Source organism: Flavobacterium johnsoniae, from assembly GCF_030388325.1.
GTDB classification, from domain to species: Bacteria; Bacteroidota; Bacteroidia; order Flavobacteriales; family Flavobacteriaceae; genus Flavobacterium; species Flavobacterium johnsoniae_C.
Genome location: NZ_CP103794.1, coordinates 188,549 through 214,239, shown reverse-complemented (window position 1 = coordinate 214,239; position 25,691 = coordinate 188,549). Strand labels below are relative to the sequence as shown.

Below are 25,691 nucleotides of genomic sequence, written 5' to 3'. Positions count from 1 at the left end.
TAACTTTAAATCATACGCAGAAAGGGTTTGGGTTTGAGCTAACAACGCAAAAGTTGTAGTTTTAGTATTGTAGAAATATATTTTTTTAAGAATAAAAATACGAATAGTTTATTCTTTACCTAAAGATAATAAATTATCTATTACGTTCAATAATTTCTGCTAATAATTTTTTAGCGCGTAAAAGTTTAACTTTTACACTGCTTAAAGGTTCATTAATCTTAACGGCAATTTCCTGATAAGACATTTCCTGAAAGTAACGAAGCTGAATTACTTCTTGATAATGTGGTTTAAGTTCTTTGATGCATAAGAGCAGACGAGAAAGATTCTGTTCTTTAATTAAAGCATCTTCTGCTGATGGAGTAGGATCAGCAATATTGTAAGCCTGCTGGTCTTCATTGTCCGTTATTTCTATAAAAAGACTGGTTTTCTTTTTTCGTAATAAATCAATATAGACGTTTTTTGCTATTGCAATAAGCCAAGTGTTGAATTGAAATTCGGCATTGTAAGAAGCTATTTTGTCAAAAGCTTTTGAGAAAGTTTCTATTGTAATATCCTCTGCGATTGTTTCATTTTCGGTTCGCTTGAGCATAAAAGAGTACACCTCATTCCAGTAATGATCTAATAAAAAAGTAAAGGCGATTTGATCGCCTTTTTTTGCTTTTTCTATTTTAGAATTTATTTCCAATATACTGGTTTTGAAAAGATATTAGTTATAAAGATATTAATTTGTGTTAATATAAGCGCTATCTCGACAACTGGAAACCAAATTTTAAGGTCATTTTCTTTCAGTTTTCCCGCAGAACATCCAATTACTGTCCAAACAACGGTGTAACGAGTTGCTAAAATTGCTAACACGGCAATCCATTGAAATTGGAAAGCCAATAAAACTATAACTAATAAAAAGAAAAATAATTGTGAAAGGAAAAATAATCCTAACTGCATTTTGTCAAAAAACTTATAATGTTCTGCCGTAGAAATATGTCTTCTCTTCTGTGTAAACCATTCTTTATATGTTTTTTTAGGTTTCGAATAAGTAAAACTTTCCGGAGTATAAGAAATTGTAGTATTAGTTTTATTTGCCGCCTGATTGATAAATAAATCATCATCGCCAGAACGAATTTGAATATGATCGATGAACCCATTTACATTAAAAAATTCTTCTTTTTTATAAGCCAAATTACGTCCGACACCCATATATGGAGAACCTATTTTTGCCCAAGAAAAATATTGAATAGCAGTTAAAACTGTTTCAAAACGAATGATTTTATTTAAGAAAGAACGCTCTACTTTTTCGTAACCTCCGTAACCCAAAACAATAGTTTTATTCATTGTAAATTGCGAAGTCATAGAAGTAATCCAGTCTTTAGAAGACGGAAAACAATCGGCATCTGTAAATAATAAATACTCTTTTTTTGCTGCTTTAATTCCAAGAGTTAAAGCGTATTTTTTATTTCCCCAGAAAGCTTCGTTATTTTCTACTTTTACCAAACGAATGTTGGAGAATTCTTTTTCAAATTCTTCAAAAACTTCAAGAGTTTCATCGCTAGATGCATCGTCAATTAAGACGATTTCAAAATCTGAATAATCTTGCTGTGCTAAAAGCGGAATGTATTTTTTTACATTCTCTTCTTCGTTTTTAGCGCACACAATTACAGACACAGGAAGATTTTTAGGTTTTACATGTTGAGGTTTTGCAAAAGCAAATTTTCCAAAAACACCTAAATAATAAAATAATTGAACTACGACAATAGCAATAAAAAAGTAAAATATGTATATAAGCATCTGATTTATTTGGTTCTATTAATTTTTTACGTTCTGCGACTGCAAATGTACTTATGAATTCGCTAAATTCAATAGCTAAACCGATTTTACTTTCGGCATTTTGACATTTCTTTTGCAACAGCTATAGACTGAGGGTTTTCGGTCTTTTCTAATTCTGTAATAATGTTTTTATAATTGTGATCGTCTCGGTTTTGAGAGAGTTTTTTTGTGGCTTGAATTTCGTCAATTTCTATTTCAAAACCAAATATTCCTCTGGCTTCGCGCATTGTTTTTGCCGATAAATCTTCAACTCTAACAGGATTTTCAGAATTTGCTTCGTATTTGTCTACTAGCTTTTTTAATTGCTCTACCGAAGTTTCGTAATCAACAATTTTAATTTTTCCATAAACATGTACGGCTATGTAATTCCAAGTTGGAACATTTTCGTGATCGTACCAAGAAGAAGAAATGTAACTATGCGGACCAGTAAAAACTGCTAAAACCTGATCATTCTCTTTAAAACCTTCTGCTTGCGGATTCAGTTTTGAAATATGTCCTTGTAAAATTTCTTTTCCGTCAGAATTAATTTCAAGCTCAATCGGAATATGAGTTGCACACAATTTTCCGTTTGTCTGATTAATCAAGATTCCAAAACTATTCTCTTTTAAAAAAGCTTTGATTTCTTCTTGATTTTCGTTTTTGTATAAATCTCGTGTATACATTATTGTTGATGTTTGCCACGAATTTCACAAATTTCCTCGAATTAAATTTGTGCTAATTAGTAAAATTTGTGTTTTAAATCACATTCACTTCCGCTTCAATCTGAATTCCGAATTTCTCAAAAACAGTTTTCTGAACTTCTTTAGAAACCGCTAAAATTTCCTGTCCAGTTGCATTTCCGTAATTTACCAAAACCAAAGCTTGATTTTTATGAACTCCCGCATCGCCAAAACGTTTTCCTTTAAAACCAGCTTGTTCAATAAGCCAGCCTGCAGGAACTTTTACTTCGGTTTCTGAAACTTCATAAAACTTCATTTCTGGGAATTTCTGATGAATTTTCTCGAAATCAGATTTCAATAAAATCGGATTTTTGAAGAAACTTCCGCTGTTTCCTAGTTCTTTCGGATCTGGCAATTTGCTTTGTCTAATGGCAATTACTGCGTTACTAACATCTTTTAATGTTGGTTCTGCAATATTATTTTTAACCAATTCAGCCAAAATATCTCCGTAAGAAGTATTGATTTTATGATTGCGTTTGGTCAATTTAAAAATAACCGAAGTAATAATATATTGGTCTTTTGCTTCGTGTTTGAAAATACTTTCGCGATAGCCAAAATTACATTCAGCGTTGTCGAAAGTTTTTATTTCCTGAGTTGCAATATTCATAGCTTCACAAGAAACAAATGTGTCTTTAATTTCAGTTCCGTAAGCGCCAATATTTTGTATTGGAGTTGTGCCGACATTTCCAGGAATTAGCGACATATTTTCTAATCCGCCAAAATTGTTGTCAATTGTCCAAAGAACGAAATCGTGCCAAGTTTCTCCAGCTTGACTTTCGACCCAAACAAAATCGTCGTCTTCTTTTGTGATTTTTTTTCCTTTTAAATCGATATGAATAACCAAAGCGTCAATGTTTTTCGTTAAAAGCATATTGCTTCCGCCGCCCAAAATGAATTTTTTCTCGTTTTTGTTTTCTGTTAAAACTGTTTTCAATTCAGCAATAGAATGAACGGCAACAAATTGTTTTGCAGTGGCTTCAATGCCGAAAGTATTATGTTTTTTTAAAGAAAAATTGGATTGAATTTCCATAAATAATAGGCTTTTTAATATAGTTCAAAAGTATGAATTATAATTTTTGGTTTGATCGTAAAGGCAAAGTTTTTCGGTATTTCTAAAAGCTTGATCGGTTTTATGAACGTGTTAGGTTTAATTAAAAATACTTTTTTAAAAAAGCACTTAGAAATATAGGAGAGAGAAGTGAGATTATTAAAATTAATGCACCAATTATTCGATCTAAAATTTTTATTCCATTTTTTCCTTTAGGAGGTTTGTCCCATCGAGTTGCAATTATAATATTACGATTATATAAAGCTCGAAAAAGTGGATTGAAAAGTGTAATTAGTAGAATGAAATTTAATGGAGCCGTATAATATATTTCCATTGGATTTGAATAGAATCTAAAAATACCAATAGCAAAAAAGATGAGGAAAAAAACAAAGTGTTTTATAAATTTACTGTTCTCAAAAAGTTCATTATATCTGAATTTTTTCGGATTTAAATCTTTCCCCGATAGCAAATAGAATATATATCCAAAAGCTACTAATAAAGATGTAATTGATAATATTTTTTCCATTCTCTAATTTGAATTTCTATTCAATATTGTATGATACTTCTCTGAAATAACTTTCATATTAATATCGTAATTCGCATTTTCTTCCACAAATTTTCTGTTTTGAATAATAGCTTGATTTCGAAATTCTGGATTTTCAAAAGACCAGATTAATTCTTCGGCTAGCATTTCTATATTATCAATTTCAATTAATTGACCATTTTTTCGATGCGTAATCCAGCTTTGATTTCCAGGAATATCAGAAACTACAGGGTAACAATTGCAAGCCATTGCTTCAAATAAAGATGCCGAAACGCCTTCGGTAATGGGCATACTGATGTAAATATTCGATTCTTGTAACAATTTAGGAAGTTCTGTATTCGGAATTCTTCCTGTAAAAATGACTTTTTTTTCTATTTGAAGATCTTTTGCTAAATCTTTTAAATGTTGCAATCTTGTTCCGTCGCCAACAATGTTTAAAGAAAAATCGATTTCTTTTTGATGTAAAATTGCGAAAGCTTTTAAAATAGAATCGTGTCGATATTCAGGCATTAAAGAGCGTGTTACAATCGCTTCAATTTTGTTTGAATTGTTCGTTGATGGAGCGAAAATCGATAAATCAATTCCTTTTGGGAGAACCAGAACTTTACTCATATCAACTCCAGTTGCTTTCATGTGGATTGCCATGACAGGTCCCCACGCGTGAATTAAATGCGCTTTTTTAAAAGCATATTTCTGAATGAATTTTTTTAAAGGATATAAAACAGAACCTTCAGGCCATAAATCGGTTCGTCCTTGTTGAGCAATCGCAATTGTTTTAGATCCAGATAAGGCAGCAAGAAAACCGTAGCTTGTGGTTCTTTCTGCAATAACCATATCTGGTTTTTCTTTTTTAATTATTTTTCGAATGGCAAAAGGAGAGAAAAGATACTCTAAAATGCGTTTGAATCTATTGATTTTGGAATTGTTTGGTGTTTGAAGTTCCCAGGTAATAATTTCGAAATCGCCAAATTCCTTCAAACCTTTCATCCAAGTTATGGCGTCGGCGCGATAAGATTCTCCAAGAAAAAGTATTTTTCTTTTCATTCGGTTATTATTTTTTGCCACAGATTAAAAAGATTGAATGGATTTTTGCTGTTGAGAAAAATAATCTGTGACAATCTTTTTAATCTGTGGCAAATAAAATTAAAATTCTTCAGTTTCTAAAGCGCGATTTATAAAGTGATTTAGAGGTTTAAGCAAAATAAGTTTCTCGCTCATTTTCTTTACAAAATCTTTCTTCGTTACTTCAGAAATGTCATAAACTTGCGTTGCGGTGAAGCTTTTCAATTTTAAAAACTCGATTGCTGGATGGTCTTTTTCGTAACCGCGAGGCATGCTTTTTAGAGAATTATTCTCATTGATATCTAAGTTTCCGAATTCTTTTTTGAAGTTTTTATCATTTAAGATTTCTTGTAAATCATCATAGAAAAAAGCAATTTCTTTACGTACTTTTTTCAAATCTTCCGCTTCTGGCGAATAAAATCCGCCAGCAATAAAACTTGCGCCTTTTTCGATGTGAACATAATATCCTGAGCGATTTGCTCCTTTCGCGCCAGCAGAAAGCCAAACGCCCAAATGTGCTTTGTACGGAGATTTGTCTTTAGAAAAACGAATGTCGCGATTAATTCTAAAGGTACAATCTTTAATTTCAAGTAATTCTAATGAAGGATCGAGTGGTTTCATTGCATCCAAAAAATCACTTACCAATTGATGATAGTCTTTCTTGAAAACTTCATATCGTTTTTTATTTTCCTGAAACCATTCTCTATTGTTGTTTCTTTTTAAATCGTCTAAAAATTGCAATGATTCTTTCGTTAGCATATCCTTAATTTATATTTATTGCCGTTATTTTTTAATTTAATTCAGGCTAATTTAGTGATTTCTATTTTTGAATTAATACTGAAAACTGATACAAATTATATCAATTTTCATTCATCAAAAAAATCACAAATTAAATATTTTATAACTCTGATGTGTCGATTTTACAATCGCTTCGGTTCTTTCTGGATGTGTGTCTGAAATAAAAAGCTGTCCAAATGTTTCGCTATTTACCATTTCTACAATTTTGGCAACGCGAGTTTCGTCCAATTTATCAAAAATATCATCAAATAAGAGAATTGGTTTTACACCGCTTTGTTTTTTTAGAAATTCGAATTGAGCCAATTTCAACGCAATCAAAAAAGATTTCTGCTGTCCTTGCGATCCGAATTTTTTTATCGGATGCGAATCAATTTCAAAAGACAAATCATCTTTATGAATTCCAACCGATGTATATTGAAGCGCACGATCCTTATTGATGTTTTCCTGTAAAAGCGTTAAAAGATCTTTTTCGAACAGATGGCTTTCGTAAACCAATTGTACACTTTCTTCAGATCCCGTTATCGCTTGATGATGTCTATTAAATATAGGTATAAATTGTTCCAAGAATTCTTTTCGTTTTTCAAAAATCGAATTTCCGTAACCTTGCAATTGCTCATTATATATAGATAAGGTGTCGTTGTCAAAAACATGATTCAAAGCAAAATATTTTAAAAGGGCATTTCGCTGCGTAATGACCTTTTGATACGCTATTAATTCGTGAAGATAATTAGCGTCTAATTGCGAAATAACGCTGTCCATAAATTTGCGACGGGTTTCGCTGCCTTCTACAATTAAATCTCTATCGGCGGGCGAAATAATAACTAACGGAATAAAACCAATATGATCTGAGAATTTATCGTAAGCTTTTCCATTTCGCTTCAGAACCTTTTTTTGTCCTTTTTTTAAACTGCAAACAATTTGCTCCGCTCTTTCATTTTTCTCCAGTTCAGCATCAATTACAAAAAACTCTTCGCCATGTTTGATGTTTTGAATAGCCAACGGATTAAAATAACTTTTTCCGTATGCCAAATGATAAATAGCATCGAGCACATTGGTTTTTCCAATACCATTTTTTCCCACAAAACAGTTGATTTTGATGTCGAAATCAAAACTCGCTTCAGAAAAGTTTTTATAATTGAATAAAGATATCTTGTTTAAATGCATTTTTTGGAACTCAATAGATAAAATTTACTGATTTGAACCAGTAAAAATTTGAGGGTGCAAATTACCGAAAAATATCGATATAATTGGCTTTAGAGCAATTCTCGGCTCATTTATTTTAGCGCTTTCGCGAAAGGAAAAACGAATAACAAAAATAATTCCTTTAAATAAGTGATAAAATTGAAATTTTTTACCTCAGTTTCAAGAAAAATTTTATTTTTGCCGTTCACTAAATAAATTTTAAATGGCAACTTACAATAAAAGAGGATATAAGACACCAAAAGAGAAGGAAGTAAAAGAGGTTACTGAAGAACAACAAGTGGTTATTGACGAAAAAGACAGCACAACAGCTAGTGTTTTCTCAAAACTAGATGAGACAGCTTCAAAAACTGAGGATTGGGTGGCTAAAAATCAAAAAATCATTATTGGTTTAGTGGCTGGTTTTGCTGTTGTTACAATTGGATATTTGGCTTACCAAAGATTTATTGCTAATCCGAAACAAGAAGAAGCTGCAAGTGAAATGTTTGTTGCGCAACAAAACTTTGAAAAAGCTGTAAATGGTGTTTCTAGCGATTCATTGTTCAAATTATCATTAAATGGTTCAGAAGGTAAATTCGGATTTATCAAAATCGCAGACGAATATTCTGGAACAGATGCAGGAAATTTAGCAAACTACTATGCTGGTATCGCTTACTTGAATACAGGTAAATACGATGAGGCAATTAAATATTTAGGTGAATTTAAATCTGAAGACGTAATCTTAAGCGCTTTAGCTAAAGGTGCAACGGGTGATGCTTATTCTCAAAAAAATCAGCAAAAAGAAGCTTTAGATTTTTATGTAAAAGCTGCTGAATCTAATAAAAATGATTTTACAACGCCTCGTTTCTTATTAAAAGCGGCTAAAACTGCTTTAGCTTTAGGTCAGAAAGAAGATGCTTTGAAATATTTAAATGATATCAAAGACAATTACGATACTGCACCAGAAGCAGCATCAGTTGATGCTTTGATTGGATTAGCACAATAAAAATTTTAGACTTTAGATTTAAGATTGTAGATTTGTAGTTACGAATCTATATTCTAAAATCAAAAATCTAAAATATTACAGATGGCTACTGAAAATAAAAATCTATCAGAATACGATAAAAACACAATCCCAAATGCGAAAGACTTTCGATTTGGGATTGTTGTTTCTGAATGGAATGATACTATAACAGAAGGACTTTACAATGGTGCATTTGATGCATTAATTGATTGCGAAGTTCCTGCTCAGCAAATTATCCGCTGGAATGTTCCAGGAAGTTTCGAGTTAATTTACGGAGCAAAAAAAATGCTTCAAACACAAAATGTTGATGCGGTTATCGTAATTGGATGCGTTATTCAAGGACAAACGAAACATTTTGATTTTGTTTGCGAAGGCGTAACACAAGGAATAAAAGACTTAAATGTTCAAACAGATATTCCCGTTATTTTCTGTGTTTTAACAGACAACAACATGCAGCAGTCGATTGACAGAAGTGGCGGTGTTCACGGAAACAAAGGAACTGAGGCGGCAATTGCAGCAATTAAAATGGCTTATATTCGTCAGCAAGCTTCAATAGCACATGCTTACAATCAGCCGTTATTAACTTCAGGGGCGCTTCAAATTGAAGATTCTCCAAGAAAAATAGAGAACGAATAAAACACATTTGTTTTAAAAATATTAAAACCTATACTGTGTCATAACGGTATAGGTTTTTTTGTTTTTTTTATGATTATTCTTATTCTGAAAGCCAATCAAAATTTACTAAATTTGTACTTCTTGGTTTCTAAAACCTAAACTAATCTTTAAAACTTTTTTTGCTTAATGTCGAGTATTATTCAATTGCTTCCTGATCACGTTGCTAACCAAATTGCTGCTGGAGAAGTGGTTCAAAGACCAGCTTCTGTAGTAAAAGAATTGTTAGAAAACGCTGTTGATGCAAAAGCAACTGATATTAAATTGATCATCAAAGATGCTGGTAAATCTTTGGTTCAAGTTATAGATAATGGTGTCGGAATGACCGTTACAGATGCACGTTTGTGTTTTGCGCGTCATGCAACCTCAAAAATTCGTCAGGCAGAAGATTTGTTTTCGCTTGGAACGAAGGGTTTTCGTGGAGAAGCTTTGGCTTCTATTGCGGCGATTGCGCACATGGAAATGAAAACCAAACAAGATCAGGACGAACTCGGAACGCACATTGTTATCGAAGGAAGTAAATTTGTTTCGCAAGAAGTAGCGGTTTTGCCAAAAGGAACTTCATTTGCGGTTAAAAATTTGTTTTTTAATATTCCTGCTCGTCGAAATTTCTTGAAATCAGATACAGTCGAATTTCGTCACGTTATGGATGAATTTCAACGTGTGGCATTGGCGCATCCAAATATTCATTTTAGTTTTTATCATAACGGAAGTGAATTATATAATCTTCCAGCGGCTGGATATCGCCAGAGAATTGTGGGAATTATGTCTGGTAAAACCAATGAGAAATTAGTGCCTGTAAGTGAAGAAACAGATATTATAAGTATTCAAGGTTTTGTTTGTAAACCAGAATTTGCAAAGAAAAATAGAGGAGAACAGTTCTTTTTTGTAAACGATCGTTTTATAAAAAGCGGTTACTTGCATCATGCGGTAATGGCTGCTTACGACGGCTTATTGAAAGATGGTTCTCAGCCAAGTTATTTCTTGTATTTGCAAGTTCCGCCAAACACAATTGATATCAATATACATCCGACGAAAACAGAAATTAAGTTTGATGACGAATCGGCTCTGTATGCAATTTTAAGAGCTTCAATCAAACATAGTTTGGGGCAATTTAATGTTGCTCCAGTTTTAGATTTTGATCGAGATGCTAATTTGGATACGCCATATCATTATAAAGATATGGAAGCAGAAACGCCAACTATTCAAGTAGATGGAACTTTTAATCCTTTTACGGATGATAAGACTAATCAGCATTATGCAAAATCTAGCTCTGGAAATAGTTATAGTTCAGGTTCTTCTTCCTCTTCGTCAGGTTCGTCTTATTCGGGGTCTTCATATTCGGGATATTCCAAACGTGTAGAACCGACTGCAAGTTGGGAAAGTTTATATGTTGGTTTGGATACAGAAAATCCTGAAACGATAGAAAGTTCACCTTTTACATTCGAAAATGAAGAAGTTACTTCTTCTTTGTTTAATGATGACGAAGTAGAACAATCGCCACAAAAAACATATCAAATTCATAAAAAATACATTGTTTCACCAATAAAATCGGGAATGGTTATTGTTGATCAGCAACGTGCGCATCAACGAATTTTGTACGAACAATTTTTGTTGAATATGACGGTTAATCAAGCGTCGAGCCAGCAATTGCTTTTTCCGTTAGATTTATTTTATTCGGCAACCGAAATGAAATTGATTGAAGAATTAAAACCTTCATTAGAAACAACAGGTTTTGTCTTTGATGAAAGTAAAACTGATCATATTGTAGTTTCGGGAATTCCTGTAAATATTACAGAAAGCGAAGTTTCTCTAGTAATAGAACAATTGTTGAGTGACTTGCAAGACGGAATTCCAGCAAGCAGTTACAGTCAAAATGATACGATTGCCAAATCGATGGCGAAAAGTTTAGCGGTTAAAACAGGATCTTATTTAACCGAAAAAGAACAAGATAATTTAGTAAACGGTTTGTTTGCTTGCAAAGATCCAAATATTTCACCTTTTCAAAAACCAACTTTCATCACTATGCGTGTGGAAGATATAGATAAAAAGTTTGCCTTATGATGAATATGACTCCGGTTGTTAAACAACTGCTTATTATTAATATTATATTTTTTATTGGATCTCAATTGGTTCCAGTTTCGTATGAATATCTGGCGATGTTTTTTCCTGAAAATCCAAATTTTAAAGCATGGCAGCCTATAACGCATATGTTCATGCATGGCGGAATAATGCACATTGCTTTTAATATGTTTGCAATGGTTTCTTTTGGATCTGCGCTAGAACATTTTTGGGGCGGTAAAAAGTTCCTCTTTTTTTATATTTCTTGCGGATTAGGATCAGCTTTACTTCATACTGCTGTCAATTATTACTTTTTTCAAGATACTTTAAATACCTTAATGGCAAATGGATTTCAAAAGGCTGAGATTTTAAAACTTTTGTCTGAGGGAAAAATTGATACAAGATGGCAGAATCTGGTTTCGGTTTCTCAATTTAATGGCTTTACTAGTGCTTATATTGGTACTGTAGTCGGAGCTTCAGGGGCTATTTATGGTCTGCTTACTGCTTTTGCTTTTATGTTTCCAAATGCTGAATTAGCTTTAATGTTTATTCCAGTTCCTATAAAAGCAAAATATTTTGTTCCTGGAATTTTAGCAATAGATTTGTTTTTTGGTTTCAAAGGAACCTCTTTATTTGGAGGTGGAGGAACAGGAATTGCCCATTTTGCTCATATTGGAGGAGCAATTGCTGGGTTTTTAATGATGTTGTACTGGAAAAAAAATCAGTTTAATAACAATCGATGGAATTAATTTTTAACTTTAATAATTAATTTTAAAAAGTAAAAGAAGACTTTATGAATATTCTTGATGATTTAAAACTTCAATATAGATTGGGTGGTATAGCAATGCGCATGATTTATTGGAATGTAGCTTGTTTTATAATTTCTTTACTTTTTTTCTGGCCAAAATTTGTTGGAGCATTCGATTATCCAAATTGGTTGGCTTTGTCGTCAGATCCTCAAGTTTTCATGTTCAAGCCTTGGACATTTTTGACATATGCTTTTTTTCATTTCGATTTCTGGCATTTGTTATTCAATATGATGGTTTTGAATTTTGCAAGTAATTTGTTTTTGACGTTTTTTACTCAGAAACAATATTTAGGTTTGTATATTTTAAGTGCGCTTTTTGCAGGAGTAGTTTTTGCTTTAAGTTTTTATTTTTCTAATATCTACGGCTCCATAGTTGGTGCTTCTGCGGCAATAATGGCAATTCTAGTTGCTTCTACGACATATTCTCCATTAATGGATGTTCGTTTGTTCTTGTTCGGAAATGTAAAACTATGGCATATAACGGCTGTAATTCTTGTTCTGGATTTGGTGCAACTGCGTTCTGGAAATATGGGAGGTCATATTTCGCATCTTGCAGGCGCTTCTTTCGGATTTGCCTATATTAAGTTGCTTGAAAACGGAACAGATTTAAGTAAAATTGTTTCTAAAACTTTAGATTTCTTTGCCAATCTCTTTAGAAAATCTCCTACAACCCCATTCACAAAAGTTCATAAGAATTACAAGAAACCTACAGAAAAAACGACATCAAGAATTGTCACCAAAGACAAAACGCAACAGCAAATTGATGAGATTCTAGATAAAATCAGCCAATCGGGATATGATTGCCTGACGAAAGAAGAAAAAGAGTTTTTATTTAAGGCTGGAAAATAACTTGTAGGAAATAATATGAAGAACCTTTCTTGGTTTAATAAAATAATGTTCTTTTTGAATATAGTGCTAACTGTGCTTACATTTAGTATTTATATTCTGCCTTTTTTAGCACCTAAAAGTTTTCCGCTTTTATCGGTGCTTACGCTGTTTATGCCTGCCTTTTTTGTGGCAAATGGACTCTTCTTTGTTTATTGGGCAATTCAGTTTAAAAAACGTCTTATTTTGTCTGGGCTGGTTTTATTAATCGGAATTACTTTTATTAATAAGTTTTATAAATTTTCTGCCAAACAATATATTCAAGACGAGAAAGATTTCTCTGTAATGAGTTATAATGTCCGTCTTTTTAATGTTTTTAAATGGTTAGATCGCGATGATATTCCAGAAAACATCAAAGTTTTTATTGATGAAAAAGATCCAGATATTCTGTGTATTCAGGAATATTCTAATTCAGCACATCTTGATTTAAAAGTGTATCCACATCGCTATATTTTTATAGATGGTAAAAAGGTAAAAACAGGACAAGCTATTTTTTCAAAATTCCCAATTATTGATCAAGGAAATATTATTTTTCCAAAATCAGATAACAATGTGGTTTATGCTGATATTAAACGCGGAAAAGATATTATTCGAGTTTATAATATGCACTTGCAATCCATTAAAATTTCTCCAGATGTCAGCGAAATTTCAGATGATATTGATAATGTAAATCAGAAGAAGTCGCAACGTATTTATGCTAGAATCAGCAAAGGTTTTTCTCAGCAGCAAGAGCAAGCCGAGATTTTTAAAGAGCATATCAAAAAATGCAAAACTCCAATGATTATCTGTGGAGATATGAATAATAGTCCTTTTTCTTATGTTTATAGAAATATTAAAGGAAAACTAAAAGATGCCTTTGAAGAAGCGGGCGGAGGTTTTGGAGCTACTTATAAATTTAAATATTATCCTGCCAGAATTGACTATATTTTTACAGACAGTAAAATGAAAGTAAAGGAGTTTGAAAGTTTTTCAGATTTTGAAAATTCAGATCATTATCCAATTATGACAAGGCTTTCAATGGAATGATTTTTTTTTAGTCAAAAGTCAAAAGTCAAAAGTTGAAAGTTGAAAGTTGTTAATTTATAATTTACTACTCACAATTTACAACTCACAATTTAAATTATTTTCTGGGTTTTTAAATAATCTACTGCAAATTTACCTTCATTGAAAAGTAAATCTAAAACACTTAAATTGTTGATGAAACCATGTTTGTCATCAAAAACCTGAGTATATTTTTCGAAAGAATTGGTATCTTTTTTTCCATTTGCTAAATACCTGAAATCAGCAAAATTGGGTGTTTCGTGGAAATATTCTGTGGTTTTTCCAAACTCAAATTTCATACGCAAGCATTTAGTTACGATGTCTAAAACTTCGAAATTTAAATCCATCAAAAAAGTGTGTTTTTTCTCGAAAATAGGCAATAAGTCATCTTCAAAATATTCAAAGAAAGGAGAGCTTCTATATGCTGCTTCAAGCGATTTAAAATGCTGTTTCTGCCAATCAAATTCATTTTCTATCAAAATGTCTTTTGTCTTTTGATGTGCTTCTTTTGAGTGCTTAACAGGGATATTTAATAACTGAATTCCGTTTGGACTATAGATGTAAGTTCTGTTTCTATTAGTCTGTTTCTGAAAATTATCTTCCATTTCAAAAGTAATGCTGTCAGATTGTGCAATTACAGCAAAATGACTAATTGATGGAAAATAAGTTGGAAGTATTAAGGAATTCATGTTTTTATTTTTGTTTAAAAGTTTCAGGTTTCAAATTTCAAGTTTTGCGAGAACGTAAAACTTGAAACTTGAAACCTGAAACAAAAATAACTCTTTTTTAATTATGCTTTATTTTCTCTTCTTTTTTTCCAAATAAAATCTCCCAAAAAATATAAGGCAAGAACTATTAGGAAATATTTAAAGTAGGATTGCGGTTGACCTTCGCCGTCTACAGTTGTAAAGACTCTGTTCCAACGTATTTTGTTGATGCCTTTTCCGTTAGTGTCCCAGCTCATCCAGATAAAAACTGGTTTTCCAACAATATGATTTTCTGGAACGTAACCCCAATAACGGCTGTCTTCAGAGTTATGACGGTTATCTCCCATCATCCAGTAATAGTTTTGTTTGAAGGTGTATGTGGTTGCAGGTTTTCCATTAATTAAGAATTTTGAACCCTCAATCGTTAATTTATTTCCTTCATAATTTGTAATAATTTCTTTGTAGAAAGGAAGTGATACGTTATTTAATGCAACCGTTTTTCCAGCTTCAGGGATATAAATTGGTCCCATATTGTCCTGACTCCATTTGTCTATATGAGGAAAAATCGCATTGTCATTTCCTTTGTCAATCTTTCTGACTACAGCAGTAACGCCAGGAGTATTTTTGAATCTTTCTGCTCCAGCTTCTGTTAATGAACCGAAATAAAGAGTGTCTCTTTTTTGAACTCTATTGCCTAGTGAATCAGCTTCAATTCTAAAACCATAACCGTCTGTAACATCTAATTCTTTAATTATTGTTTCAAGGTCAATTGGCGTTTTTTGGTCTAAAGCAACTGCATAAGAAAACTGTGGTTTAGCTCTTTCTGGTAAAATTAATTTTTTACCATTAATGAAAACATAACCATCTTTTATTGATAAACTGTCTCCCGGAATACCAACGCATCTTTTTACATAATTTGATTTCTTGTCAATAGGTTTGATAACACCTGGTCTTCCTTTTGGTTCAAAGAAATAATGAACAGTATCTACAGGCCAGTTAAAAACAACTATATCGCATCGTTTTATCTTCTCAATTGCAGGTAATCTGAAATAAGGTAATTGTGGCCAGCTTAAGTAAGATTTTTTCTTTGTTAAAGGAATAGAGTCGTGAACCATTGGTAAGGCAACGGTTGTCATCGGAACTCTTGGACCGTAATTTATTTTACTCACAAATAAGAAATCACCAATTAATAATGATTTTTCTAAAGATGATGTCGGAATTGTATAAGGCTGTACAACATAAGTGTGTACTAAAGTAGCAACAATTATAGCAAAAAGCAATGAGCTGATTGTGTCTGCAGTTTTGTTTTCTGGCGTTAATTGACGTTCTGAACGATACTCTAATTTTTGTGTATAATTTACATAATAGATATAAAAACCTAAAGTAAAAAGACCTAAAATCGTATCTAATGTTGATCTTTTATTGAATGTTCTTAAAGTTTCTACCCATACAACTGGAAACATTATTAGATTGATAATTGGGATAAAAAGTAGCAAAGTCCACCAAGTTGGGCGTCCGATCATTTTCATCAAAACTATAGAATTGTATACAGGAATTGCTGCTTCCCAGCTTTTTCTTCCTGCAGCTTGATACAATTTCCAAGTACCAAGAAAATGAATTATTTGGACAGCTAAGAAAAATACGAACCAAGAGTAAAGTGTCATAATATTGTATTTTAAATTTTAAATTCAGATTGAATCAATTCTGAATTTTATTCAATTATTGTAAATTTAATACATCTTTCATAGTGAAAATTCCTTGTTTTCCAGCAAGCCATTCTGCAGCGATAACGGCTCCAAGAGCAAAACCTTCACGATTGTGAGCAGTATGTTTAATTTCGATGCTGTCAATAACTGAATCGTAGTTTACTGTGTGAGTGCCTGGAACTTCTCCAATTCTTTTTGCTTCAATATGAATTTGATTGTTTTTTGCTTCTTCCATAGTCCATTCAGCATAATTACTGTTCTGGATAACTCCTTGAGCTAAAGAAATTGCTGTTCCGCTTGGTGCATCCAATTTATGGATGTGGTGAATTTCTTCCATTGAAACTTTGTAAGAATCAAATTGATTCATGATTTTAGCCAAATATTCATTCAATCCAAAGAAAATATTTACTCCTAAACTGAAGTTTGAACTAGAAATAAAACCACCTTTTTTCTCATTGCAAAGAGCAATCATTTCGTCGTAATGTTCTAGCCATCCTGTTGTTCCAGAAACTACTGGAACGTTAGAATTGAAACAAGCAGAAATATTGCTTACTGCTGCTGAAGGAACGCTAAAATCAATGGCAACATCTGCTGTTGAAAGCCCGTCATAAGTATTGAATTCATCTTTCTTTAAAACTATTTCATGACCTCTTTCTAAAGCAATTCTTTCGATCACTTTACCCATTTTTCCGTATCCTAAAAGCGCAATTTTCATTATGATTATTTTTTTGATTTTTTTAAATAGAATTAAATCTATTAAAACTTGTAATTAAAAGTTAGTCCGACATTTGGTTTAAATGTTACATCGGCGGGATAAATTTCTGGACGCAATGACAGTCTTTCGTTTACGTTAAACTGAATTAATGCGGCGTCAACATTGGCATCAATAATATTTAAGACATAAAAACCAACGACAAATAGAGCAGATAAGTCTCTATTTCTTTGATAGAATTTTTGTCCGGCAATCAATCTGCTTTCGTCCAAAAATTGATAGTTATCGTCATTGTATCCTTCTAACCTGCGTTTGTAGGCATCACGATAGTCATGGTATTTTTTATTGTTGTCAATGTAAAAATATAAACTGGTTCCGATAGCTCCATAAACTAACGGAATTTTCCAGTATTTTTTGTTGTATGCTTGACCTAAACCAGGTAAAATTGCAGAATAAAAAGCTGCTTTTGCTGGTGTAAGCGGGTCTATTTCTTGATATGCAGTAGTGTCTTTTACGACCAAAACCGTGTCTTTTTTTACCTGGGCAAAAAGAGAAACGGTTCCTATTAGAAAGAACAATAGACTGATGGGGACAATTTTATTCACTATCCGTTTATTAATTTTATAATTCTATTAAAGTCGGCTTCAGAATTAAATGGAATTGTGATTTTTCCTTTTCCGTTACCAGCGACTTTTATATCAACTTTTGAACCAAAGTAATCGTTAAAAGTATTTTTTTGTGTTTCTCTTACCACAAATGCAGAATCAGCTTTTGGTTTTCCTTCTGCTTTAGGTTGTAATCCTTCGTGGTAATTTTTAACTAAAGTTTCAGTTTCACGAACAGATAAATTCTGACTTACAATTTTTTGGTAAATATCAGTCTGAACATCTAAATCGTCAATATTGATGATTGCTCTACCGTGTCCCATACTGATAAAACCATCACGAATTCCGGTTTGGATAATCGGATCCAATTTTAAGAGACGTAAGTAATTGGCAATTGTTGAACGTTTTTTTCCAACTCTTTCACTCATCTGTTCTTGCGTTAATTGAATTTCGTCAATTAAACGCTGGTATGATAAGGCAATCTCAATTGGATCTAAGTCATGACGCTGAATATTTTCAACCAAAGCCATAACCAAAGATTCGTTGTCATTGGCAATACGAATATAAGCAGGAACATGTGTAAGTCCTACTAACTTCGAAGCACGAAGACGACGTTCTCCAGAGATTAATTGGTATTTATTGAAATCTAATTTACGAACAGTAATAGGCTGAATTACACCTAATTCTTTAATAGAAGTGGCTAATTCACGTAACGATTCTTCATTAAAATTGCTTCTAGGCTGAAACGGATTTATTTCTATAGCACTTATTTCAAGCTCAATGATGTTTCCAACAACTTTATCAGCATTTTTGTCATCTACTGATTTAATGTCGTTTTCCGGATCTTTTAATAATGCTGATAATCCTCTTCCTAAGGCTTGTTTTTTAATTGCTTTTGTCATAAAAACTATTTGCTGTTTTTCTTTATAATTTCTTGAGCTAAATGAATATAGTTTACAGCTCCTTTGCTTGTAGCATCATAGTTAATGATACTTTCACCAAAACTTGGTGCTTCACTTAATTTTACATTTCGCTGAATTACAGTATCAAAAACCATATCGTTAAAGTGTTTTTGAACTTCTTCTACAACCTGATTTGATAAACGTAATCTTGAATCGTACATCGTTAATAATAAACCTTCGATGTCTAGATCAGGGTTGTGTATTTTCTGTATACTTTTAATAGTATTCAATAATTTTCCTAATCCTTCAAGTGCAAAATACTCACATTGAATAGGAATAACTACAGAATCTGCGGCTGTTAAAGCATTCAGGGTTAACAAACCTAGAGAAGGAGCGCAGTCGATAATGATATAATCATATTGTTCTTTTGCTTCTTCTAATGCTTTTTTAAGCATGTATTCACGGTTTTCTTTGTCAACCAATTCAATTTCGATAGCAACAAGGTCAATGTGAGCAGGTATCACATCTACATTTGGAGCTGTACATTTTAAAACGGCTTCTGTTGGTGTTGCAGTATGCTCAAGAATTTGATAAGTCCCTAGTTCAACAGTTTCTACATCAATTCCAAGACCAGATGTAGCATTGGCTTGAGGATCAGCATCGATTAACAATACTTTTTTTTCTAAAACACCTAATGAGGCTGCAAGATTTACTGATGTAGTAGTCTTTCCAACGCCTCCTTTTTGATTAGCAATAGCAATGATTTTGCCCATTTATTTTCTGAATTTTGAACCGTAAAAATACAATTATTTATGGTTTTTGAAAATCTATTTTGTTAACATTTGTGAAAGTTTGGCTATTCGTGGTTTTATAGGTGTTCGGCAGAAAATTATTTTAGTTATGAATAAAATATTCGACAGAATTTTCATTGTTGTTTTCCTTTAAAAGGACAGAAACCTAAATTTAGTTTAGAAAAGATGGTTATTTTAAAATTTCAATAGTAACATAAACCAAACCACTTTTTTTATTTGATGCAATTTCCATAAAAGCTCTTTTGCTGAGATCGATTTCTCTTCCTTTAACAAAAGGCCCGCGATCTGTTATTTCTACAATTACAAATTTCTTATTTAATTCGTTTGTTACTTTTAATAATGTGCCAAAAGGGAATTTTTTATGTGCTGCGGTAAAATCATCGTTGTTGAATCTTTTTCCGCTCGCTGTTTTTCTGCCGTTAAATTTATCATGATAATAAGAAGCATGTGCGTTTTTCTTGTACAATATGCTTTCTTTGATTACTGCGCAAGAATCAATCGAAGTGATGTTTTTTTGTTGTGCGAATGTAATGGCAGAAAAAATTAAAGCCATAAATAGTATAATCTCTTTCATTTTATTTTCTCATTCTATTTGTGGGCAAAAAAAAGCTATTAAAGAAAAATGGATATGTTCGATAAGCTTTATTTGTGTTAGAAAAAGACATTTTTTTTAGATTTTGTAGTGTTTTTGATAAGAAAATTGGATTCTAAAACGGACTCTAAGGTTGAAGATTATTGCTATTTTGGACTTTCTTAAAATTACAATTATTACTATCTATCAAACCACAAAAACGAACATTATTATGAGTAAAAAAGTAATCTCATTATTTGCATTTATTTTGCTTTTATGCAGTTTTATTTCGCCTTATCCGATTAACGAAAAAACAGAGGAAAGTAAAAAAATAGAGCGCAAAATTGTTTACAATAAAAAGAAACATAACATTACATTGTCATGGTCACCTTTTGGCTCTTCAGGCAATTATGTAATTACAAGAGGAGGAAGTCGTCTTGCATCAGATTTTGTTTCGGTTGGATCAACTTCTAAATTGGTATTCATCGATAATAAACCAAATGCAGATAAATATGAGAATTACTATAAAGTTTCGCGTAATGATATTAGCATAATAATTTCGCTCGAAAATCAGATTTTTGGTGACAATATGTATTTCTATGATAGAAAATATGAAAAAATAGAAAGCGCCAGAAATGACATTAATACTCAATTTCCTGCTATTGGTTTAGGTGGCGCAAATGGCGAATGGACTACAAAACGTCAGGCTTATTATTTTAAACCAAATGTGAATGGTCAGACTTATGATGTTGGCGGATCAGGTTCTGCTTCATCAAAAGAAGCGAATTCAATTGAATTAGGATTTTATTCTCATATAGGAGGTTTGGGAAAAGTGCCATCAGATGTTAAATTAGGTTCGGTTTTTACAAGACCTCATCTTTCGGGAGGAGCAAATGCAACTTGTACATTTTGGCGTTCTGTAGAAAATGTAGAAATAATGCGTGATTTTGCTTGGACAGTTTCTCAATCAACAAGCGCAAGAAGATTATTGATTGACAGTACTTCAAAATATATTTCAGATATTGGAGATACTAATTTCTGGGGAAGTGGAGGTTTTATTGCTGATACTCATTACCAATCAGATAGACCGAATTGGAAAGGACAACAGCAATGGTATACAAGAAATACTGTGTTTCCGTCTGGCTCGGGAGCTATGGGCGGTTCTTATAATATGGTTTGGCAAGGTTGTGTAAACCCTCCACAAGCAGATGATTCTAATTCTCCAATTGCAACTACACCTATTATTAGAGAAAAGCCTTTTCTTTTTATAGATCAAGATGGAGAATATAAAGTATTTGTTCCAGCTTGGCAAAAAGATAGAGTAGGAGTTTCTTGGAGTTCAAAAAATATGGGTGAAGGAAAAGTTCAAGATTTAATTGCAAATTGGTATATTGCAAAACAAGGTGATACAGATGTTGAAATAAATGCTGCGCTAAAAGCAGGCAAAAATATATTTTTTACTCCAGGGCATTATTCCTTGAATGCTCCGATTCAAGCCAACAGAAAAGATGCAATTCTTCTTGGAGCTGGAATCGCTTCTGTAACATTAGAACCAACCGAGAAAAATACTTGGGGATGTATTTATGCTGATGATAAAGATGGAATTATCATTGCAGGATTATTGATGGATTCTTTTAATAGTACGACTTATCAGATTAGAATTGGTAATGAAGGAGCAAAAAATAATCATGCCAATGATCCTATTCTTCTTGCGGATATTACTTGCAGAGTAGGTGGTGTACAGTCTAAAAATATTCAGATAGAAGCTTCTATGCAAATAAATAGCAATAATGTTGTGGGAGATCATTTTTGGCTTTGGCGTGCCGATCATGGTTCACAAAAAGGTGGAGATTTGCGCTGGACAAGAGATAGATGCAAAAACGGACTTATTGTTGCTGGTAATGATGTTACCCTCTACGGTTTATTTGTGGAACATTTTCAGGAATATGAGGTTTTGTGGCTTGGTGAAAGAGGAAGAACTTTTTTCTTTCAAAATGAACCTCCATACGATGCTCCAAATCAAAAAAGTTGGAGTAGTCAAGGTGGTCAAGTTGATGGTTATGCGGCATTTAAGGTTGCAAATTCTGTAAAAGAACATCATACAATAGGACTAGGATCTTATGCTGTTTTTACAGGAACAGATGGAAATGTAAACAAGAAAAATGGCTTTGAAGCGCCGAATAGCCCGACTGTGAAACTTGAAAAAATGTGTATTACTCGTTTTGCTGGTCCAGGGAATATTCAAAATGTAATAAATAGTACAGGAGGAAGTACCGCTACTGGCGTAAAACGCGTGAAACTGTATAATAACGATAATGGAACGCAACCTTTTGATGAAGAATTTATTTTGCCGAATAAAGAATCTTATCCTGCTTATATAAGTATGGAGAAATAGATCGAGATAGTTTTTTGAACATAGCCTGTGGTTTCAACAACAGGGGACGTATTATAATATTGCGATACGTTTCCCGTGGTTGAAACCACGGGCTATGTTTTAAAATGCGATAATTTCTGGAAATTGTATAAAAACAAAAAAGCCGAACAGAAATGTTCGGCTTTTGTCGGGGTGGCAGGATTCGAACCTGCGGCCTTCCCGCTTTAAGGCGGGACGCGATAATCGTTCTTTGTTACAATTGATATTCAAAATTAAGATCTTGTAGGTATCTTTTAGCACCGCGTTTTTTTATTTTAGATTCTAAATTCATTGCTTCAGATCTTGATTCTAGTTGAATTGTGTAAATGATTTTCCATGGAATACCATTTTTTGTAGATAATGATTGTCCGCTATTGTGTCTTCTAAGTCTATCTTCGATATCATTTGTTTGACCGATGTAGAACTTTTCTTTTGTAGTACTGTAAAGAATATAAACGAAAAACATAGAAATTGGAATTAAAAGAAAAAAGCCGAACATTTCTGTTCGGCTTTTGTCGGGGTGGCAGGATTCGAACCTGCGGCCTCCTGCTCCCAAAGCAGGCGCGATAACCGGGCTACGCTACACCCCGTAGCATTATGCTTATTGATCGTTACTGTGGTCTTCCCGCCTAGAGCGGGGCACGATAACCGGGCTACGCTACACCCCGAAGATGTATTTGCTGTACTGCCCGAAAGCGGATGCAAAGATATAAATAAATTTGGTTTACAAAAGGAAAAAATGAAAATAAATAAAACTTATTTGAACATAGTTATTTAGGATTTATTTTAGTCCTAATTTTTTATAATAAAGTTTACATTTGCAACTCAAAAAAACTATAGATACTATGTCAAATACAATTGAAAAAATTAAATGCCTTATTATAGGTTCTGGTCCAGCGGGCTATACTGCGGCTATTTATGCAGCCAGAGCAAATATGAATCCAGTATTATACCAAGGAATGCAGCCTGGTGGTCAATTGACTACAACTAATGAAGTTGAAAACTTTCCAGGTTATGTTGATGGAGTTACTGGACCAGAAATGATGATTCAGTTACAAGATCAAGCAAAACGTTTTGGTGCTGATATTCGTGATGGTTGGGCTACAAAAGTTGATTTTTCTGGGGATATTCATAAAGTTTGGATTAACGATTCAATCGAATTACACTGTGAAACTGTAATTATTTCTACAGGTGCTTCGGCTAAATATTTAGGATTACCATCAGAACAACACTATTTAAATATGGGTGGAGGAGTTTCTGCTTGCGCTGTTTGCGACGGATTTTTCTACAGAAACCAAGAAGTTGTAATTGTTGGTGCTGGAGATTCTGCTTGCGAAGAAGCACATTACTTATCTAAACTTTGCAAAAAAGTAACGATGTTAGTAAGAAGCGAGAAATTCAGAGCTTCTAAAATTATGGAAGAACGCGTTCGTAAAACAGAAAATATTGAGATTTTAATGAATCACGATACAGTTGAAGTTTTAGGAGATTCAAATGTTGTGCATGCTATTAAAGCTTTAAATAAAACAACTGGAGAAGTTATCGAAATTCCAGCAACTGGTTTCTTCGTAGCAATTGGTCACAAACCAAATACAGATATTTTTAAAGACTATATTACTCTTGACGAAACTGGCTATATCGTAAACACTCCAGGAACATCTAAAACAAATGTTGATGGTGTTTTCGTAGCTGGAGATGCTGCAGATCATGTATATCGCCAAGCTATTACTGCTGCTGGAACAGGTTGTATGGCAGCTTTAGATGCTGAAAGATATTTGGCTTCTAAAGAATAGTTAGTATTCAGTGTTCAGTCGCAGTATTCAGTTTTCTATTGGAATGTGAAAAAGGCTGTAAACAACAAATAAACAAAAAGTCCCAATCTCTATGATTGGGACTTTTTGTTTATTTAAGTTTCAGACTGTAAACTGAATACTGAACACTGAGACTATTTTATCTTCTTAATCAACTTAGCTTCTTCAGAAAAACGAGTTAAGGTAATAGCAGGACTGCCTAAAAGAGAAATTTCTGCTTTATCTCCAATTGCTAAAGAAACAGTTGTTTCTGCAAAAATGCTTCCTACAGCAAAATTCTCGGCAGTAACATTTGCATCTTTCAATGTGAATTTTGTTCCAGTAAAAACCGAATTATTATCTAATCGAATAGTTGCTTTTTCAGCAATACCTTCAATTGCGGCATTTCCTCTTTGGTACAAATCACATTTGAATTTTATAGCAGAAACCAAAGTCTTAAGAACCGCATTTTTACTCAATTGTATCGTTCCGTCGTCGGCTTTTAAGTTTAGTTCTGTTCTTGTTTTGTCATCAGCAATTAAAGTGAATTTTTTTGCATTTACGTTCAAAAACAACTTAGAAAAATCAAGACAATTCATCGTAATATCATCCAATTGCAATTCTTGAATGGCATAAACTACAGCCTCATTTTTAGTGATTACTTTATTTAATGTTTTCGTGTAAGTAACCTTAACTGCTAATTTCTTGAAAATAGTAGATTCTTTATTGGTGTACAATCGAAGCGTTTTTTCTCTTAAATCCATTCCAATAATATCGTGCAAGTTATCATCGGCTTCGATTTTAATCTCATTTTTTTCTCCTTGTTCCAAATAAACTTCCAAATTATCATCGACTTCAATGGCGTCAAAACTTCCAACTTCTTTTACCGAAGTCGTTACAACTTTAGAACCTTTAATTTTTTCTCTTTTTTGAGCAAAAGTCAATGTTGTAACAAATAATAATAGGAGTAGCGCTGTACTTTTTTTCATTAATTCTAGATTTGATTTTGACAAATATAAAAAAATCATCCACTTTTGATGAATGATTTCTTTTATATTTAACAGTTAACTGTTTTTAGTTTTTGCTAATAGTTCCTCCAGAACTTGCTTCTTTTTCAATTGTTTTTGGAGAACCGCTATAGTTTACACTTCCTCCGCTTGAAGCCTTTGCTCTTAAGGTTACAATTGGGTTTACAGAAATGGTTGCTCCGCTAGCTGCTTTTGCTTCTACTTCGTTTGCCATTAGTTTTTCGGCATCGATACTTCCTCCGCTTGACGCAGAAGAATTAAAACTCAAAGCTTTACCTTCGATGTTAATAGAACCTGCGCTTCCTGCATCTGCTGAAATTTTATCAGACTCAATATTCACATTCATCGATCCGGCGCTAGAAGTTTCCAACGTAATATCTTGCCCTTCAACAACTCCTTTAGTTATAACTGATGATGCACTAGAAGCTTCAATCTTATCAACAACTGGCATTTTTACGGTTACCTTTTTAGCAGTAATATTACGGAAAGAACTGAATTTACATTTTATAATTAGAGTTCCGTTTTCAACTTTTGTAACAATTTCATTTTGAAGATTATCATCCGCTTCAACTGTGATTTCGGTTACATCAGATTGTTCGATAACGACATCAATGGCATTGCTTACAGAAACATTTTTAAAGTCTCCTTGAACAATTCTTTTTTCTTTTGTAACGTGTCCGCTGCCTTCTATAGCATTTACATTAAAATTACAAGAAGCAAATAACAAAGCGGTTACAGTTGCAATTATAAATTTCGTAATATGAATGATTATTTTGATCATGG

General features: G+C 32.8%; 26 protein-coding genes and 1 tRNA gene. 8 read left to right on the top strand and 19 right to left on the bottom strand.

Annotated features, from left to right (window positions below; translation table 11 throughout):
* Positions 1-133: 133 nt before the first annotated feature.
* The 8 genes from NYQ10_RS01025 to recF all read right to left on the bottom strand — a co-directional run bounded on the left by NYQ10_RS01025 (position 134) and on the right by recF (position 7,156).
* Positions 134-685 carry an RNA polymerase sigma factor gene (locus NYQ10_RS01025; RefSeq protein ID WP_289878526.1) on the bottom strand — a complete coding sequence of 184 codons (552 nt, stop codon included), beginning with the start codon at positions 683-685 and terminating at the stop codon, positions 134-136.
* Positions 676-1,782, bottom strand: coding sequence for a glycosyltransferase (locus NYQ10_RS01020; protein ID WP_276172246.1), 1,107 nt, complete (start codon positions 1,780-1,782; stop codon positions 676-678). Before NYQ10_RS01020 ends, NYQ10_RS01025 begins: the two co-directional genes overlap by 10 nt.
* An 86-nt stretch (positions 1,783-1,868) precedes the next feature.
* A complete protein-coding gene (locus NYQ10_RS01015; protein WP_289878525.1) occupies positions 1,869-2,483 on the bottom strand; it encodes an FMN-binding negative transcriptional regulator in 615 nt (204 codons plus the stop codon).
* Positions 2,484-2,556: 73 nt separating this feature from the next.
* Positions 2,557-3,570, bottom strand: coding sequence for a UDP-N-acetylmuramate dehydrogenase (gene murB / locus NYQ10_RS01010; protein WP_289878524.1), 1,014 nt, complete (start codon positions 3,568-3,570; stop codon positions 2,557-2,559).
* 121 nt (positions 3,571-3,691) lie between these two features.
* A complete protein-coding gene (locus NYQ10_RS01005; protein ID WP_289878523.1) occupies positions 3,692-4,114 on the bottom strand; it encodes a hypothetical protein in 423 nt (140 codons plus the stop codon).
* Positions 4,115-4,117: 3 nt separating this feature from the next.
* The gene (locus NYQ10_RS01000; protein ID WP_289878522.1) at positions 4,118-5,176 is read right to left on the bottom strand and encodes a glycosyltransferase; all 1,059 of its coding nucleotides are present in this window, start codon (positions 5,174-5,176) and stop codon (positions 4,118-4,120) included.
* A 99-nt stretch (positions 5,177-5,275) separates the two neighbouring features.
* Positions 5,276-5,953 (bottom strand): DUF2461 domain-containing protein, encoded by a 678-nt coding sequence (locus tag NYQ10_RS00995; RefSeq protein WP_289878521.1) that lies wholly within the window; start codon positions 5,951-5,953, stop codon positions 5,276-5,278.
* Positions 5,954-6,076: 123 nt separating this feature from the next.
* On the bottom strand, positions 6,077-7,156 hold the full coding sequence (gene recF / locus NYQ10_RS00990) for a DNA replication/repair protein RecF (RefSeq protein ID WP_289878520.1): 1,080 nt from the start codon (positions 7,154-7,156) through the stop codon (positions 6,077-6,079).
* 241 nt (positions 7,157-7,397) lie between these two features.
* On the opposite strand from recF, the gene NYQ10_RS00985 reads away from it, so the two are divergent.
* The 6 genes from NYQ10_RS00985 (at position 7,398) to NYQ10_RS00960 (ending at position 13,647) form a co-directional block, all read left to right on the top strand.
* Positions 7,398-8,177 carry a tetratricopeptide repeat protein gene (locus tag NYQ10_RS00985; RefSeq protein ID WP_289878519.1) on the top strand — a complete coding sequence of 260 codons (780 nt, stop codon included), beginning with the start codon at positions 7,398-7,400 and terminating at the stop codon, positions 8,175-8,177.
* A gap of 81 nt (positions 8,178-8,258) precedes the next feature.
* Positions 8,259-8,831, top strand: a complete 573-nt coding sequence (gene ribH / locus NYQ10_RS00980) for a 6,7-dimethyl-8-ribityllumazine synthase (RefSeq protein WP_276172253.1) — start codon at positions 8,259-8,261, stop codon at positions 8,829-8,831.
* A 165-nt stretch (positions 8,832-8,996) separates the two neighbouring features.
* Positions 8,997-10,931, top strand: a complete 1,935-nt coding sequence (gene mutL, locus NYQ10_RS00975; protein WP_289878518.1) for a DNA mismatch repair endonuclease MutL — start codon at positions 8,997-8,999, stop codon at positions 10,929-10,931.
* Positions 10,928-11,677, top strand: a complete 750-nt coding sequence (locus NYQ10_RS00970; RefSeq protein WP_276172255.1) for a rhomboid family intramembrane serine protease — start codon at positions 10,928-10,930, stop codon at positions 11,675-11,677. Before mutL ends, NYQ10_RS00970 begins: the two co-directional genes overlap by 4 nt.
* Before the next feature lie 44 nt (positions 11,678-11,721).
* Positions 11,722-12,585: a rhomboid family intramembrane serine protease gene (locus tag NYQ10_RS00965; RefSeq protein WP_289878517.1), complete on the top strand. Its 864-nt coding sequence runs from the start codon at positions 11,722-11,724 to the stop codon at positions 12,583-12,585.
* Positions 12,586-12,630: 45 nt separating this feature from the next.
* Positions 12,631-13,647, top strand: a complete 1,017-nt coding sequence (locus NYQ10_RS00960) for an endonuclease/exonuclease/phosphatase family protein (RefSeq protein ID WP_289880989.1) — start codon at positions 12,631-12,633, stop codon at positions 13,645-13,647.
* An 89-nt stretch (positions 13,648-13,736) separates the two neighbouring features.
* On the opposite strand, the gene NYQ10_RS00955 is transcribed toward NYQ10_RS00960, so the two are convergent.
* The 7 genes from NYQ10_RS00955 to NYQ10_RS00925 form a co-directional block, all read right to left on the bottom strand.
* Positions 13,737-14,351, bottom strand: coding sequence for a WbqC family protein (locus NYQ10_RS00955; protein WP_289878516.1), 615 nt, complete (start codon positions 14,349-14,351; stop codon positions 13,737-13,739).
* A gap of 101 nt (positions 14,352-14,452) precedes the next feature.
* Positions 14,453-16,033 (bottom strand): signal peptidase I, encoded by a 1,581-nt coding sequence (lepB, locus tag NYQ10_RS00950; RefSeq protein ID WP_289878515.1) that lies wholly within the window; start codon positions 16,031-16,033, stop codon positions 14,453-14,455.
* Between the two features lie 55 nt (positions 16,034-16,088).
* On the bottom strand, positions 16,089-16,790 hold the full coding sequence (dapB, locus tag NYQ10_RS00945; RefSeq protein WP_276172259.1) for a 4-hydroxy-tetrahydrodipicolinate reductase: 702 nt from the start codon (positions 16,788-16,790) through the stop codon (positions 16,089-16,091).
* A 41-nt stretch (positions 16,791-16,831) separates the two neighbouring features.
* Positions 16,832-17,392 carry a DUF5683 domain-containing protein gene (locus tag NYQ10_RS00940; RefSeq protein WP_289878514.1) on the bottom strand — a complete coding sequence of 187 codons (561 nt, stop codon included), beginning with the start codon at positions 17,390-17,392 and terminating at the stop codon, positions 16,832-16,834.
* On the bottom strand, positions 17,392-18,294 hold the full coding sequence (locus NYQ10_RS00935; protein ID WP_289878513.1) for a ParB/RepB/Spo0J family partition protein: 903 nt from the start codon (positions 18,292-18,294) through the stop codon (positions 17,392-17,394). The genes NYQ10_RS00940 and NYQ10_RS00935 overlap by 1 nt, the downstream gene beginning before the upstream one ends.
* A gap of 5 nt (positions 18,295-18,299) precedes the next feature.
* Positions 18,300-19,067 (bottom strand): ParA family protein, encoded by a 768-nt coding sequence (locus tag NYQ10_RS00930; RefSeq protein ID WP_289878512.1) that lies wholly within the window; start codon positions 19,065-19,067, stop codon positions 18,300-18,302.
* Positions 19,068-19,275: 208 nt separating this feature from the next.
* The gene (locus NYQ10_RS00925; protein ID WP_289878511.1) at positions 19,276-19,680 is read right to left on the bottom strand and encodes a septal ring lytic transglycosylase RlpA family protein; all 405 of its coding nucleotides are present in this window, start codon (positions 19,678-19,680) and stop codon (positions 19,276-19,278) included.
* Between the two features lie 229 nt (positions 19,681-19,909).
* Here NYQ10_RS00925 and NYQ10_RS00920 point away from each other — a divergent pair, with 229 nt between their 5' ends.
* On the top strand, positions 19,910-22,072 hold the full coding sequence (locus NYQ10_RS00920; protein ID WP_289878510.1) for a hypothetical protein: 2,163 nt from the start codon (positions 19,910-19,912) through the stop codon (positions 22,070-22,072).
* A gap of 232 nt (positions 22,073-22,304) precedes the next feature.
* On the opposite strand, the gene NYQ10_RS00915 is transcribed toward NYQ10_RS00920, so the two are convergent.
* Both NYQ10_RS00915 and NYQ10_RS00910 read right to left on the bottom strand, forming a co-directional pair.
* Positions 22,305-22,589 (bottom strand): GIY-YIG nuclease family protein, encoded by a 285-nt coding sequence (locus NYQ10_RS00915; protein ID WP_289878509.1) that lies wholly within the window; start codon positions 22,587-22,589, stop codon positions 22,305-22,307.
* 16 nt (positions 22,590-22,605) lie between these two features.
* Positions 22,606-22,680: transfer RNA gene (locus tag NYQ10_RS00910), tRNA-Pro, on the bottom strand.
* A gap of 255 nt (positions 22,681-22,935) precedes the next feature.
* On the opposite strand from NYQ10_RS00910, the gene trxB reads away from it, so the two are divergent.
* Entirely contained in the window at positions 22,936-23,883 is a 948-nt protein-coding gene (gene trxB / locus NYQ10_RS00905; protein ID WP_289878508.1) for a thioredoxin-disulfide reductase, read from the top strand.
* 152 nt (positions 23,884-24,035) lie between these two features.
* On the opposite strand, the gene NYQ10_RS00900 is transcribed toward trxB, so the two are convergent.
* Positions 24,036-24,869 (bottom strand): GIN domain-containing protein, encoded by an 834-nt coding sequence (locus NYQ10_RS00900; protein ID WP_289878507.1) that lies wholly within the window; start codon positions 24,867-24,869, stop codon positions 24,036-24,038.
* Between the two features lie 85 nt (positions 24,870-24,954).
* Positions 24,955-25,689, bottom strand: a complete 735-nt coding sequence (locus NYQ10_RS00895; RefSeq protein ID WP_289878506.1) for a head GIN domain-containing protein — start codon at positions 25,687-25,689, stop codon at positions 24,955-24,957.
* Between the last annotated feature and the right edge of the window lie 2 nt (positions 25,690-25,691).